Annotated in this window: 10 protein-coding genes; 1 reads left to right on the forward strand and 9 read right to left on the reverse strand. The window is 42.7% G+C overall.

What is annotated here, in order from left to right; all coding sequences use genetic code 11:
• Positions 1-42 precede the first annotated feature (42 nt).
• The 8 genes from MHB69_RS09305 to MHB69_RS09340 form a co-directional block, all read right to left on the reverse strand.
• Positions 43-1,410 (reverse strand): MATE family efflux transporter, encoded by a 1,368-nt coding sequence (locus tag MHB69_RS09305; RefSeq protein WP_120208053.1) that lies wholly within the window; start codon positions 1,408-1,410, stop codon positions 43-45.
• 25 nt (positions 1,411-1,435) lie between these two features.
• Complete coding sequence (gene dacB, locus MHB69_RS09310; protein ID WP_120208055.1) at positions 1,436-2,920, reverse strand: D-alanyl-D-alanine carboxypeptidase/D-alanyl-D-alanine-endopeptidase; 1,485 nt, start codon at positions 2,918-2,920, stop codon at positions 1,436-1,438.
• Positions 2,921-3,046: 126 nt separating this feature from the next.
• On the reverse strand, positions 3,047-4,021 hold the full coding sequence (locus tag MHB69_RS09315; RefSeq protein WP_034280701.1) for a pectinesterase family protein: 975 nt from the start codon (positions 4,019-4,021) through the stop codon (positions 3,047-3,049).
• A gap of 88 nt (positions 4,022-4,109) precedes the next feature.
• Complete coding sequence (locus tag MHB69_RS09320) at positions 4,110-4,811, reverse strand: DUF421 domain-containing protein (protein ID WP_101676952.1); 702 nt, start codon at positions 4,809-4,811, stop codon at positions 4,110-4,112.
• Between the two features lie 66 nt (positions 4,812-4,877).
• Entirely contained in the window at positions 4,878-5,201 is a 324-nt protein-coding gene (nirD, locus tag MHB69_RS09325; RefSeq protein ID WP_024422642.1) for a nitrite reductase small subunit NirD, read from the reverse strand.
• A 23-nt stretch (positions 5,202-5,224) separates the two neighbouring features.
• Positions 5,225-7,636, reverse strand: coding sequence for a nitrite reductase large subunit NirB (gene nirB, locus MHB69_RS09330; RefSeq protein ID WP_342496215.1), 2,412 nt, complete (start codon positions 7,634-7,636; stop codon positions 5,225-5,227).
• 69 nt (positions 7,637-7,705) lie between these two features.
• On the reverse strand, positions 7,706-9,865 hold the full coding sequence (locus MHB69_RS09335) for a molybdopterin oxidoreductase family protein (RefSeq protein WP_342496216.1): 2,160 nt from the start codon (positions 9,863-9,865) through the stop codon (positions 7,706-7,708).
• The gene (locus MHB69_RS09340) at positions 9,862-12,111 is read right to left on the reverse strand and encodes an FAD-dependent oxidoreductase (protein WP_342496217.1); all 2,250 of its coding nucleotides are present in this window, start codon (positions 12,109-12,111) and stop codon (positions 9,862-9,864) included. Before MHB69_RS09340 ends, MHB69_RS09335 begins: the two co-directional genes overlap by 4 nt.
• Positions 12,112-12,279: 168 nt before the next feature.
• On the opposite strand from MHB69_RS09340, the gene MHB69_RS09345 reads away from it, so the two are divergent.
• Positions 12,280-13,482 (forward strand): nitrate/nitrite transporter, encoded by a 1,203-nt coding sequence (locus MHB69_RS09345; RefSeq protein ID WP_034280687.1) that lies wholly within the window; start codon positions 12,280-12,282, stop codon positions 13,480-13,482.
• 60 nt (positions 13,483-13,542) lie between these two features.
• Here MHB69_RS09345 and gltD read toward each other — a convergent pair whose 3' ends face one another.
• Positions 13,543-15,027 carry a glutamate synthase small subunit gene (gene gltD / locus MHB69_RS09350; RefSeq protein ID WP_024428371.1) on the reverse strand — a complete coding sequence of 495 codons (1,485 nt, stop codon included), beginning with the start codon at positions 15,025-15,027 and terminating at the stop codon, positions 13,543-13,545.
• Positions 15,028-15,034 lie beyond the last annotated feature (7 nt).

The following is a 15,034-nucleotide window of genomic DNA, read 5'->3' on the forward strand; positions in this document are numbered from 1 at the left end:
GTGAGAGATCTTCGTATGTATATGCTGCTTTAACCCTTTACATTATGATTGAACAAGCGCTACAATTTGTTTTTTCTTCCATACGAGCTGATAGTAGCTGTATTGGAGGAGTAAGTTTACAAAGAAAGCTGCAGGGTAGCCAATCCATATTCCTTTAATGCCAAGGGATGTATAGTGTGATAGCACATAAGCGACTGGTACTTCTACAAGCCAAATGGAACAAATACTAAAGATCGTCGGCCAAAGAACCGTCCCGCTTGCTCTCATTGTGGCTGCAACAATTTGGGCCGTTCCAAAAATGAGATAGCTCCATAATGTAATGACGACCAAACTATAGGCAATGTCTATCGTCTTAGGATCTGTTAAAAAGATAGATAAAATCTGCGGTGCAAAAATATAAACGAAAATAATGATACATCCGCCTATGGCAAAGTTAAGACCTAACCCAATTTTAATGACATCTTTCAGTCGATTCATATTTCCTGCGCCAATGAATTGAGCTGCAAAGATCGAGACCGCAATGCCAAGGCTCACTGCCGGCATCTGCACATAACTCACAACTTGATTGACAACACCATAGGCAGCTGTCGCCTGTGATCCATAATCGTTGACGAAAGAAATAACGGCAATTTCTGATAAAGAAATGAGGATCATATTAATGCTTGATGGGATACTGAGCTTTAATAACGTTTTTAATAGATCCCCTTTCATCAATAAATGCTTTCTCACCGATGCATCAATGCGAAGCGGGTGCTTTGTCTTATATAAGTAGATGTGTAGAATGATAAATGTCACAATTGTTGAAATCACAGAAGCATACGCAGCGCCGTATAAGCCGAACGCTGGCAGTCCCAGCCATCCAAATAATAAAATGGGCAGCATCAAAATATTCGTTGCCGTACTAATCATTAAGAAATAAAATGGCGTTTTCGAATCCCCTGTCCCTCGCAAGAAGGTCGTATAAACAAAATAAAGAAATAAGATCGGCATTGAGATGAATAGAATTCTAGCATAGCCCGCACTTTCCTCCACGATATTGGCGGGTGTTCTCATAAGGTTTAAGATGTCTGTTGCGAAAAAACCTCCAATGATCGCTAAAGATACTCCGATCAAAAAAGTGAATGAAAGCGTTGTGCCAATAATTTCTTTTAATTTCTGTTCATTTTTTGCTCCATACGCTTGTCCAATAAGGATCGAGCTTCCCGATCCAATTCCAATGGAAAAAGAAACGAGTAAAAAGAAAAGCGGAAAGAATGCAGAAATGGCAGCTACTGCATCCTCTCCAATCCATCTTCCGACAAGAACAATAGACACTAATTGTCCGATCGATTGCAAAATATTACTTAGCAAAAGCGGGATGAGAAAAATGGACATGGTTTTTACTAAAGATTGATTATTATCTAACGTCATGATGGTTCTCCTTCTCTCTCTAAATCTAAAGATTCTCAGCTAGTATGCTGACAATACGGTCTTCTATCTCTTTCCCATTTTCGTCATCAACAAGGTGATTTAATAAGATGGAAAAAGCGAGCGTTTTCCCGCCCTGCGTGTCAATATATCCAGAAAGTGTGCTGACCGTTGTTAACGACCCTGTTTTTGCACGTACTTTTTCTAGTGTAGCTGGTTCCTTCAATCTGTTCCTTAACGTTCCCCCTACCATTCGTTCACTTGCCCCTGCTAAAGGGAGCGCATGTTCATAGGTTTTAAACCATTTTTCCTTTTGAATGTTTGTCAAAAATAAAGTGAACTGGTTAGCGGAGACAAGGTTAATAGGTGATATCCCCGATCCGTCACGCAGCACTGCAAGCGAAGGATCGATGCCAAACGCAGGAAGCCGTTCATTCATGACGTCCAGCCCAGCTTCAAAGCTCCCTTTGTTCTTCACTTTTTTCCCTAGTTCCTTTAGCAAAATTTCTGCATGGGTATTGTTGCTTAATTTCATCATAGGAACAAGCAGCTCAGATAATGGCATCGATGTATGGGAGGCAATTTTTTTGGCTTTTTTAGGAACTTGTTTTGATTTCAGCGGTCCCTTTACTTGAATCCCTTCCGCCTTTAACGCTCGTTTCATTAAGTCTAAAGCATAGACGGACGGATCCCATAAAGCTACCCATTGTTTAGATGAGCTCGCTTTAACCGGAATAGTCCCAGTCAACGTAATCTTGTTGGTTCCGTGAGAGCGCTTAAAAGAGATTTTCTTTTTTTCACCTTCTGGAACTGTTTTCACTTGATTGATGACTTGAGCGACATCCGTCTTTGGGATCATATCATATGCGGCTTTCTGTCCTGCTTTTTTTCCTGGTTTTACTTCGAGAATCACGGTCCCTGCATCATAATCTTGATTCGGTGAAGCCGTGAGAGCAGAAATTTGTGCCCCGTAATATTGATCCTCATCACTCCAAGGCAGGTCAATGGAGTATCTCGTGTCATCAAACCAAGTGTCATCTGCCGCAAGCTGCCCGCGAATGGTATGTATTCCGGCCTTTTTGACTTGTTTGGCAAGTGCTGCAAAATCCTCCTCTAATAAAGCCGGATCGCCGGTGCCGCGAAGATAAAGGCTGCCATGTAGCGTTTTCTTTTGAATGGAACCATCCATCCAGATGTCTGTAGGGAATGTGTGTGTTTCTCCAAGTATATCAAGTGCGATGGCTGATGTGAGCAGTTTCATATTAGAAGCAGGAGTAAGACGAATATCGGCTTGATGTTCATAAAGAAGAGAGGTGTCAGAAGTATCGCGGACGCTGATGCCAGAGATCGCGCCCTCTAAATCAGGTGCTGTTCGTATGAATTCGTCTAAAGCTGTCATCCATTGAAGTGAATCGTCACGAGCTTTGAGTTGTTCATCTTTCGCTGAAAAAGGGAGAAATAAAATCGACAGGATACATATTTGTAAAAACATGAGCTGTGAAAAACGCTTCACGCAATCCCTCCTTTTTGTTGCAGCCAATTTTAGAAGAATATGTTCATTATACACAAAAGAACGTTTGTTCTCAAAGGTTTTTTAAACAGAAAAGTCAGCTTTCTTTGACGAAAACTGACAAGCCCCTTACCTCTTTTCTGGATTCCAGCCATCGGTTCCGCGAAGAACAGCCTGAACCGTGATTTGACTTGCTTCATTTTGGGTTAAAATGGTTGACCATTTTACGCGGTTTGCTGGACTGCTTCCCGCTCCTGTCGATCCAAATTCTTTATATCTGGCCGTTCTTTCATTGTCACGGTTATCCCAGTTATGCCATCCCTCTGCTTTCACATGATCATCCATTTTTGTATGAAGGAATGTTACAGCCGAATGAGGTCTCCACGGACGTCCTAAATAAACCGATTGCGCAGCTGCCGTCCCCTTTTTCAGCGTAGAGTCCATGAATACATAGCCGTACCTTTGCGCTTCTGTTGTGGATGCTGCAGTAATATACCCATTTCCAAGGCTTTTTATTTCAGCTCTTTTAAACACAGCTGTGGCTGATCCAAAAATAAAATCAACCGTGCCCTCAATATAGCAGTTTTCATAATATTGCCGCCCTGTGCCTGTTGCATAAAGTGTATCTTGATAGCCTAACACGCGTATTTGTTTGAACACAGCCCGGTCGCCAGACACATACAGCGCAACTGCCTGACCAGCATGTCTGCCAGCTGTATTTTGAAAGGTGATATTTTCTGCATAAAAATCGTTTGCACGAATCATTGTGCTTGAGCTGTTTGTTGTACTCCCAGTGCTTGCATTTGTATCATCATACGTAAGGATCGTCTTGTGCTGGTTTTCGCCAATAAAGGATACGTGTGGTTTATTTTGCGGAAGCAAAATTTTTTCTTTATATACGCCATTTTTAATATAGATCGTTGCCGGTTGTTGATTGTTTGCTGGAATCGCATCAATGGCAGACTGAACGGTGCGGTATGTCCCGCTTCCCTTTTGATCAACGACAAGGACGCGGTTATGCCCGGCTTCTGCTGCTTGAAGTGAAGCGAAGTCAAAAAGAAAGAAAGACAAGACCATAACAATCCATACGTTTCTATATTTCATCACATATCTCCTCCTCATTTTGTGAACGTTTTCACCAAACATTCTTTTTGATCCTATTCCATACACGCACAAAAAAACACCCACGTTTTTATGTTGTGGATGTTTTTTTAGACTTTTCATATTGCATCGCATAAATCCCTTCATTTTCAACCCATTCACAAAATAGAACGTCTCGATAAGAGGAAATATGCTGCTTTTTTAATTGCTTATTCAGCCAGGATTCATCAAAGCCGGCTTCTTGTAAATCATCTTTTAAGATTTCGCCGTCAATAATAAATGTTCTAGGCAATTTCACTTCTTTTCCCTTCACGTTCACATCTTCTGCTGTGGCTGGCGCGTATTTCATTTTCGGAAGAACACTGACAGAACCGTCCGTTTCCAAAATGGCATATTCAATTTCATTCAGTGCAAAATGGCCTTTTGCGCGAACCAGTGTCTGCAGCTGATTGATATCAAGCATATTCTTCTTTAACCGATTGTAGTGAATCTTCCCCTTATCAATCACAAGAGTAGGTCTTCCTTCTAAAAAAGCGCGAATGGATTTAAAGCGCTGTGAAAGCCATTCAACTGTATAAATAAGTACGCCCCATACCGCAACAGCAAATAAAATGTGCTGAATCCTGACTTCTGGGTCAAAAATGGCGTTTCCGACCATTTCGCCTAAAATTAGTGCAGAAATAAAATCAAACGGTGTGATTTGTGCAAATTGTGTTTTCCCTAATAATTTTGTAATAAAAAATAAAGCGAAAAATCCGATTAAGAGTTCAATCAAAATATTAACGAACGGCACAAAAATTCCTTCCTTTCTTGCTGCATTTATATACAGCATATACATGAAAGGAAGGATCTAAACCATTTATGAAGGCAATAAAATAAAGACATTGTCCCCTTCAACGAATGTTTCATATGTTTTAACGCATCCGTGATCTGGTGCTTGCACGTTTCCTGATGAAAGATCAATTTTCCAATCATGCATTGGGCAGAAAACGTGATTCCCGCTGACCATGCCTTCAGCCAGAACGCCGCCTTTATGAGGACAGCGATTTTCAATGGCTTTGAACTGCTTATTAGAGGTTTGAAAAACAGCTAATTCAAGTGTACCGGCTTCAACTGTTTTCCCTAGCTGGAGCGGAAAATCTGATAGGGTGCCAATGTGAACTTTAACAACTGAAACTGTCATATGATCTCATCCCTTCAATTGATTTATACGGAAGCCGTCGCTTTTTGAAATAATTGTCTCGTGTCTTTTTGACTCTCGCGAAGCTCCTGCCAAGGCTCTTCATATGTTGAAAGCGCAATGTCCATTCTTTCGATTAAGGCTGCTCGTTTTTCATCATCCAGGAGTACTGATTGAATATGATCTAACCCAAGTCGCTCAACCCAAGCAGAGGTTCTTTCTAAATAATTTGCCGTTTCTCTGTAATATTGCAGGTATGCTGCGGCCATTTGCTCTACTTCTTCTGCTGTACTGACCTTCATTAATAAATCTCCAGCCCGCAGGTGTGTGCCGCCATTTCCGCCGGCGTACAATTCAAACCCTCCATCTATCCCCACAATACCGAGGTCTTTAATTCCGGACTCTGCACAGTTTCTCGGACAAGCAGAGACGGCCATTTTTACTTTATGCGGTGTCGCAAGACCTTCAAATTTCTTTTCAAGTGCAATTCCAAGAGCCATGGAGTCCTGCGTGCCGAACCTGCAAAATTGTTCTCCAACACATGTTTTAACTGTTCTTAAAGATTTTCCATATGCATAACCCGATGGCATATCTAGATCCGCCCACACTTTAGGTAAATCTTCTTTTTTGACACCTAGAAGGTCAATACGCTGACCGCCAGTCATTTTCACAAGCGGTATTTCATATTTGTCGACGACATCGGCTATTTTTCTCAAGTCATTTGCATTGGTGACGCCGCCGTACATTCGCGGAACAACTGAATAGGTGCCATCGTTTTGAATATTGGCGTGCATGCGTTCATTTACAAAGCGTGAGCTCTTTTCATCTTTGTATTCAAGTGGATGAAGCATGCCTAAATAATAATTCAGTGCAGGGCGGCATTTTGAACAGCCCTCTTCTGTATTCCAGTCAAGTACATTCATCACTTCTTTGACATGCTGCAGCCCTTTCTCTTTGATTTCATGAATGACTTCATCTCGTGAAAGGGTAGTGCAGGCGCAGATGGTTTCTTTTTGGGCTGTCCGGCTTGCATCCTCACCTAGCGTATGCCAAAGAATCTCTTCGACAACAGGCTGACAGCCTCCGCAAGATCGTGAGGCACTTGTACATTGCTTGACTTCCTGAAACGTTGTTAAGCCTTCTTTCTGAATGGCTTCCACAATCTGCCCTTTTGACACGCCATTACAGCCGCAAACGATATGGTCGTTTGCCATGCTGTCAATCGTGCTTTCTTGCGCCGGATCATTGGAGGTTAAGACAGATACCTTCTCCATATCCGACATATCTATTCCTTCTTTAATGTACGAGAATAAACGAGGTCCGTCGCTTGTTTCTCCAAACATGACGGCGCCTACTAATCGGTTTTGCTGGAAGACGAGTTTTTGATAGATGCCTTTTTGTTCGTCAAAAATCTTAATCGCTTTTTTCTCATCGTTTTCAATAAAATCACCAGCTGAAAATACATCAACTCCTGATACTTTCAGCTGTGTTGACAGAACAGAGCCTTCATATGGAGCAGGGTTCAAGCCGCATACATGCTTGGCAAGTACAGTCGCTTGATCGTATAAAGGAGCAACTAATCCGTACGTTTGTCCCCTGTGTTCCACACATTCTCCGACGGCATAAATGCTCGGGACACTTGTTTCCATAAAATCATTGACGATAATCCCACGGTTCACTTCAAGCCCGCTTATTTCTGCAAGCATTTTACTTGGTTTAATTCCCGCAGCCATGACGACTAGGTCTGTCTCAAGTGTAGTGCCATCTGAAAATGATAATCCTTCTACTCTTGTATCTCCTAAAATCTCATTTGTCTGTTTTTCTAACAGGAATTTCATCCCCTGTTCTTCTAATGCTTTTTGAAGAAGCTGGCCTGCAATAGGGTCTAGCTGGCGTTCCATTAAATGAGAGCTGAGGTGGATGACATTCACTTCCATGCCTAAGTTTAATAGACCGCGTGCTGCTTCAAGCCCAAGGAGTCCGCCTCCGATGACTGCTGCTTTTTTGTACATAGTAGAGGCATTGACCATTTCCTCAGTGTCTTGCAATGTACGAAAAGCCGTCACGCCTTTTTTATCACTCCCTGGAATTGGAAGGATGAATGGAAGTGACCCTGTTGCTAAAATCAATCGGTCATAATGCACGGTCCGTCCTTGATCACTGGTGACTGTTTGGTTCTCTGTATCGATCTTCACTATAGTCTCGTTTGTAAACAGCTGAATATCATGCTCATGATACCAGTTCCAATCGTTTAACGTAATATCTTCGACCTTCGTATCCCCTTGAAGCACTTTCGATAAAAGAATTCGGTTATAGTTAGGATGCGGTTCAGTCCCAAATACCGTCATGTCGAAACGTTCGCTGTCTGTTTTTAAAATGTTTTCAAGGCTTCGAATGCCGGCCATACCGTTCCCCACTAATACGAGTTTTTCTTTCATGATAAAACACCCCTCATGTGATCATTTTTTAGAAAGTACCATAATCTAAACATAGATGGAAAATACATGTTAAAATTTCTCACATAGTTTTTCATTCACGCAGGCTGACAGCTGTACAGGACAATATTTAAAGCCTGGCATTTTACTGTGCGGATCTAGTTGGTCATCAATTAATTGATTAATTGATTGATGTTTGCTCCAGTGAAATGGAACAAATACGGTATCTTTTCGAATGGTGTCTGATATGCGGCATCTGATGATGACACTTCCTCTTTTTGACTTGATGGTCACGAGCTCCCCGTGCTGAAGTCCATACGTTTTCGCTGTGTCAGGGTGAAGCTCTGCATATGCTTCAAACTGTCTGGCAACAAGAGAGGTGCTCCTTCTTGTTTGAACGCCTGTTTGGTAATGAGCCATCACCCTGCCGGTCGTTAAATAAAGAGGGTATTCTTGACTGACGGGTTCCTTTGCAGCCTTTTTTCCATGTGTGACAACGGCAAACTTCGCTAAACTGTCAGAATGTGAGAATGCATGTTCAAATAATCTTTCAGTTCCTGGGTCTTCTAAATGAGTACAAGGCCACCTTATGCCTTGTTCCTTCCTCAGCCTTTCATAGGTTATGCCTGAATAATCAGCCTTTGCACCTTTCGTAACGGCTCTTATTTCCTCAAAGATCTCTTCTGCGGATGAAAAGGAAAAATGGCTGCCTTTGCCTAATACAGCTGCTATTTCACAAATGATTTGCCAATCGTGCTTTCTTTGGTGTTTAAGTGGATATGTTGCTTCTCTAAGCGTAACGCGCCCCTCTATGTTTGTCACGGTACCTTCATCCTCTAAATATGACGAAGTCGGTAAAATTACATCTGCCAGCGCAGCTGTCTCAGACATAAATAAATCAACGGCAACAAAAAAGGACAAGTTCTTGATGGCTTGCTGAATCAAGTGCGCGTTCGGCCCTGACTGGACAGGGTTTGAGCACATTAAAAAGAGCGCTTTGATCTCACCTGCCTCCATTTTTTCAAACATCTCAAAAGCAGACACACCCTTTCCTGGGAGTTCTTTTTCATCAATGTTCCATCGTTCAGCCATTTCTTTTCTGTGACCAGGGTTTGAGATATCTCGATATCCTGGAAGCTGATCTGCTTTTTGCCCATGCTCTCTTGCTCCCTGGCCATTTCCCTGGCCGGTTATTGCGCCATAGCCGCATCCAAAGTGGCCGATCTTCCCAGTAACAAGCAGAATATTCAGGAAATTACGCACAGAGGCTGTACCGTCTATTTGCTGCTCAATGCCTCTTGCTGTAAAAATCATGCCTGTCTTTTCTTGTGCGAATTTCCTTGCTATTTTCTGCATCACATCAATCGTCACGCCGGTTTGCTCAGCTATGTCTGGCAGGGAGATGCGTGAGATATGCTCCTTTAGTTCTTGGAAACCTGACGTTCGTTGATGAATAAATGATTCATCGATTAAATGCTCATGCATCATGATGTGCAATATGCCGTTTGCCAGTGCGGCATCTGACCCTGGTTTTAGGCTGACATGTAAATCGGCTAATTGGGCTGTCGGAGTTCTGCGCGGATCAATGACGATGAGAAATGCGCCATTGTTTTTCGCCTCTTCGATGTAGGGCAGGAAGGTTGGCTGACATTCCGCTATATTCGTTCCAACCAATATCAACACTCGTGCATGCTTGATGTCGCTGAGAGGAAAGGTCAGGCCACGGTCAAGTCCGAATGTTTGATTTGCGGCAGTTGCTGCCGAAGACATACATAGTCTCCCGTTATAATCGATGTATTTTGTTTTCAGCGCCACTCTTGCAAATTTCCCGAGTAAGTACGCTTCCTCATTTGTAATTGATGCGCTTCCGTACACACTGATCACATCATGGCCATGTGACAGCTGAAGGGATTCTATGTTTGTTTTGATTTCCTCAAGAGCCTCCTGCCATGTTGCTTTTACAAATTGTCCGTTTCTTTTGATCAGCGGGTGATTCAGGCGATCTTTATGAAGCGCGTGCTGGTGGGCATGCTGTCCTTTCATACAAAGTCTTCCGTGCGTAGTTGGATTGTGTACACCAATCGTTTGGTAGCGTGTTCGCCCTTCCACATGCTGCTCGATTAATTGCATTTTGCACTGCATACTGCAAAAAGGACATTGGGCTGGGAACACTCGCTTTTGTTCTTCCTGCTTTGATTTTTGCTGGGCATATTGTAAAAAAGATTGACTCATACCTTCACATCCTTATGACTTACATTTTCTTGTCTGCTTTGGTCAAATTGCGCACAGAGCTCTTCTCTTATTTCCTCATCAAGTAACTTTTCTCGAATAGAAATGTTCCCTTGCCGGGAAAGCCAATCACCAATGGATTCTTGAAAGTAAGCATTTTTTCTATACTCTTCAAGCAGCGCTTTTAAAAAAGGAATAAGCTCACTTGAATGAGCCAAGGTGTAAAAAAGCTGGCCTCCTATATAAATGTTCCATTCACCCAGCTGCTTTTTCAGACAGATGTCATCAATTGGAGCAAGTTTACACGTGCAGGAAGCACCGGTGATATGAATGGAGGTGACAGCTGGAAAAAGTGTATCTTCCACTTGTCTTTCCAGCTCTATCACAAGTGACGTGACTGCTGGATCACTGCAGTCGCATGAAAGGATATGAGATAGTCTTCTTTTCTCATTGGGCATAATTGGCCAATGATTTTTGACGATTTGTGCCGCCTGTTTTGACACACCGATAAGCCGTATTCGTTTATGCTTTGTCAGCTCTGCCTGCTCAATCAGCCTGTTCTCTAACAAAGACGTAATGATTTTCAAAAAATCCAAATCAAGCCGGCCTCCATATAATTGAGGAATCAACATGTCTTCCTGCTCAGCAGCGCCGATTTTTTCCACCGATCCTTGAAATTGCTCGAGATAGTATTGAATGGCCGGCCGGCAGATGCCGCAGCCGTGATTCGTTTTCCATTGAAAATGTCTTCTTATTTCTTCAGCATTCACCGGCTGCTGCTTTTGAATAAACGAAAAAATGGTCTGCTCATCTACTTCTGTACATGGACAATAAAAGGCCTGCAATTCCGTTTGTTCATGTGATGATAACTGGCAGCAAGCACGGACGAGCTCTTGACACCCGCCGCACCCGGTTGCTGCCCCTGTCTGTTTTTTCACCTCTTCTAAGTTTGTCAGCTGATGAACCGAAATGCTTTTTAAAATCGTCCCTTTTGTAACGGTTTGACATTGGCAGACGAGATCTTCCATTTTTAATGAATCTAGTGGGGATGCTTGCTTTTCATAAAGGGATTTCATGACCACACTTTTATCACGTCCCACTTTCACATCTTGCAAAAGCTGATCGGCATGCTCCAGCTCTCCGACGAATAAAATGCCTGCCAGCGCCTCACGTTCAAAAACGAATTTTTTATATACCTCTTGCTCTTCATCTAAATAAGTCACAGCTGACATAAACGGAGAATGATGTTCAATACATCCAGCAGAATAAATCGGCAAATCAGGTACTTTTAATTTTGTTGAGTAAATGGGCTTGGGTGTATGTGTGATTTTTTCCCCTAAAAGATGCTTAGCGAGCACGCTTGCTTGTTCATAAATGGGCTGAACAAGACCGTGCACCATCCCTTTGTGCTCTGCACATTCTCCAATCGCATAAATATTTGGGATATTTGTCTCCATCACGTCATTGACAACAATGGCTTTTCTCGTGTGTATGCCATAATTCTCTGCAAGCTGTATATTCGGACGGATACCTGTTGTAAAAACAACAAGATCAGCCTCCACGATGTCGCCATTTTTCAATAGAACGCCTTCTACCCTCTCACCGCCTAAGCATGCAATGGTATGGGCATTTGTTTTCACCTGAATCCCTTTTCGTATAAATTGTCGCTGTAATAATCCGGCGGCTGTTTCATCTAATTGTCGCTGCATGAGCCGCTCCGTATGATGAATGATGGTGGTTTCCAGCCCCGCCATCTGTAGACCAGCTGCCACCTCCACACCAAGCACGCCGCCTCCGATCACTGCTGCTTGTTGATAATGCACCGCATCCGCACAAATGGCCTCATAATCATCAATTGTCCGAAAAGCGTATATCCCTTTTTTGGACACACCCTGAATAGGAAGAAAATTCGGCGATGAACCCGTTGCAATGACGAGCTTGTCATAGGGAATTTCCCGGCGCGCATCTGTCATGACACATTTTCGATTTGTATCGATATGTATAACTGATTCTCCTTTGTACAATGTGATGTCATGCGCTGTGTACCATTCTTTATCCTTTAGTTCAATTTGAGCTAATGATTCGCTTTTTTGTAAAATGGGCGAAAGTTTTATTCGATTGTAGGCAGAGTGCTTCTCTTTTCCAATGACTGTTATGGCGTAATGTTCTGGCTGCTTTTGAATGATCTCTTCGATACATTTCATACTCGCCATGCCGTTTCCGATAAACACAAGTTTGCGTTTTGTCATCTGAAATCAACCTTTCTAAGCCTCTGGCTCGAGCACTTTGTATGGATTGATTATGGCACACACTTGTAAAAAAGTGTTTATTCATGTCAATTTTTCTCACATAATACTTTCATTATATAAGTGAACTCGCTATCTTTAAGTCAGAAAATTCAATAGAGGAGGCGTTTTATGAAACTCTCAGAATTAAAATCAAGTGGTCATCCTAAGACATTGTTTGGTTCCTTTTTATATTTTGATGTGAGCTTTATGATCTGGGTTTTGTTAGGGGCGCTGGGTGCTTTTATTGCGCAAGATTTTGCTTTATCAACCGTAGAGAAAGGCATGATTGTGGCCATTCCAATTCTATCTGGTTCTTTTTTTCGGATTGTGCTCGGTTTATTCACCGATCGAATAGGACCTAAAAAGACTGCAGTGATGGGAATGCTTTTAACGACCATTCCGCTCATTTGGGGGTTTATCGCTGGTACAACCCTTTCAGAGCTCGTACTGATTGGGATTTTGCTTGGAGTAGCAGGAGCAAGTTTTGCTGTTGCTTTGCCAATGGCAAGCCGCTGGTATCCTCCTCACTTACAAGGAGTAGCTATGGGGATTGCAGGCGCGGGGAATAGTGGAACACTGATCTCCACATTATTTGGTCCAAGGCTTGCGGAGATTTACGGGTGGCATGCCGTAATGGGGCTCGCTCTGATTCCGTTAAGTCTTGTCTTTTTGTTCTTTATTTTCACTGCAAAAGATGCACCAAATCAGCCCGCTCCTCAGCCGATTCGGTCGTACTTTTCAGTATTTCAAGTGAAATCGACATGGTTTTTCTGTCTGCTTTATGCGATCACATTCGGAGGGTTTGTCGGGCTTTCTAGTTTCCTCAGTATTTTCTTTGTGGATCAATATGGGGTTTCGAAGATTCATGCTGGTGATTTTGTGACCCTTTGTGTGGCGGCAGGCAGCTTCTTTCGTCCTGTAGGCGGTCTCATTGCCGATAAAATAGGTGGAATGAAAGTACTGCTTGGATTATTCGGAATCATCGGCATCTGCTTAGGGGGAGTGAGCAGTCTTCCAGCTTTACCTGTGGTCATTGCGCTTTTATTTGCCGGGATGATGTGTCTTGGGATGGGGAATGGCGCTGTTTTTCAGCTGGTGCCTCAAGTATTTCATAAAGAAATTGGGATTGTGACCGGAATTGTTGGGGCTGCTGGAGGCATTGGCGGATTCTTTTTACCTAATATTCTTGGCAGTTTAAAAGAATTGACTGGCTCATATACGTTTGGCTTTTTGACCATTTCTCTTTTTGTTCTTATTGTCTTCCTCTGTTTAGTCGTATCGCAGCTTAAACGTAAAAAAGTGTTGATCAACCATACCATTTCTGAATCATAAAAAGCCATGACCACACGTTGGTCATGGCTTTTCTTTATATTGTAACACCCTTTGTTTGACCTATTTTGGCAGAACTGAACTCCCCATTAAATAACGGTCTACCTCGTGCGCCACTTGTCTGCCTTCATTAATTGCCCAGACAATCAAGCTTTGCCCGCGTCTTGCATCTCCCGCTGCAAATACGCCTTCTACATTTGTTGTATATTCCCCATACTTTGCGTCAATGCGATTGTTTTTGCTGTCCACGCCAAAGTGTTTCACAAGCGGCTGTTCAGTTCCCTCAAAACCAATTGCAATAAAGACGAGCTGAGCAGGCCATACCTTCTCTGTTCCTGGAATCTCATGAAATTCAAACTTCCCTTGTTCGTTTTTCACCTTTTCCATTTGAATGGTATGAAGCTCTTTTAATTTCCCATTTTTATCTGCCACAATTTTTGTGGTTTGAATTGAATATTGACGCGGATCTTCTCCGAATTTGGCTTGTGCTTCTTCATAAGCATAATCCAGCGAGAAGACATAAGGCTGTTCTGGCCACATGTTATCCCCTACACGTGTATCCGGAAGCTTTGGATGCTTCCCGAATTGAACAACACTTTTTGCTTTTTGGCGAAGTGCAGTTGCAACGCAGTCTGCACCTGTGTCTCCTCCGCCAATCACAATCACGTCTTTTCCTTTTGCATCAATGAAGTTTTTGTCTTTAAATCCTGAATCAAGCATGCTTTTCGTTGCGAGGGTTAAATAATCCATCGCAAGGTGAATTCCTTTTGCTTCCCGGCCTTCAATCAACAGATCACGCTGCTTTTGTGCACCTGTACAAAGGATAACGGCATCAAACTGCTCTTTCAGTTCATCAGCAGTAATATCCACACCGATTTCTGTGTTCGTCACAAAGTCAATGCCTTCTTGTCTTAGAAGTTTGACTCTTCGCTCGACCACTTCTTTATCGAGCTTCATATTCGGAATCCCGTATGTCAGCAGTCCGCCAAGACGGTCAGAACGCTCGAACACTGTTACAGCGTGCCCTGCTTGGTTTAATTGATCAGCACTTGCAAGTCCTGCTGGTCCTGAGCCGACAATGGCAATTTTCTTCCCTGTACGGCTTGAAGGGATTCTTGGTGTGATCCATCCATTTTCAAAGCCTTTATCAATGATCGTACGTTCGATATTTTTAATCGAAACAGCTGGATCATTGATAGCGACTGTACATGACCCTTCACAAGGTGCCGGACATACTCTCCCAGTAAACTCTGGGAAATTATTTGTTTTTTGAAGTCTTTCGAGAGCTTCTTTCCATCTTCCGCGATAGACAAGATCATTCCACTCTGGAATTAAATTGTAGATCGGGCAGCCAGACACGCCGCCCCTGATCTCCATCCCAATTTGACAAAACGGTGTTCCGCAATCCATACATCTAGCGCCCTGCTTTTTCAATACGTCATCTGTATAAGGAGCTGAATATTCTTTCCAGTCATTTTGACGAGTGAGAGGGTCACGTTCATTTGGCTTTTCTCTTTTATAATCCATAAAACCTGTTGCTTTGCCCATTGTCCTC

It is taken from the genome of Bacillus sp. FSL K6-0994 (genome assembly GCF_038630815.1).
In the GTDB taxonomy this organism is placed as follows: Bacteria; Bacillota; Bacilli; order Bacillales; family Bacillaceae; genus Bacillus; species Bacillus safensis.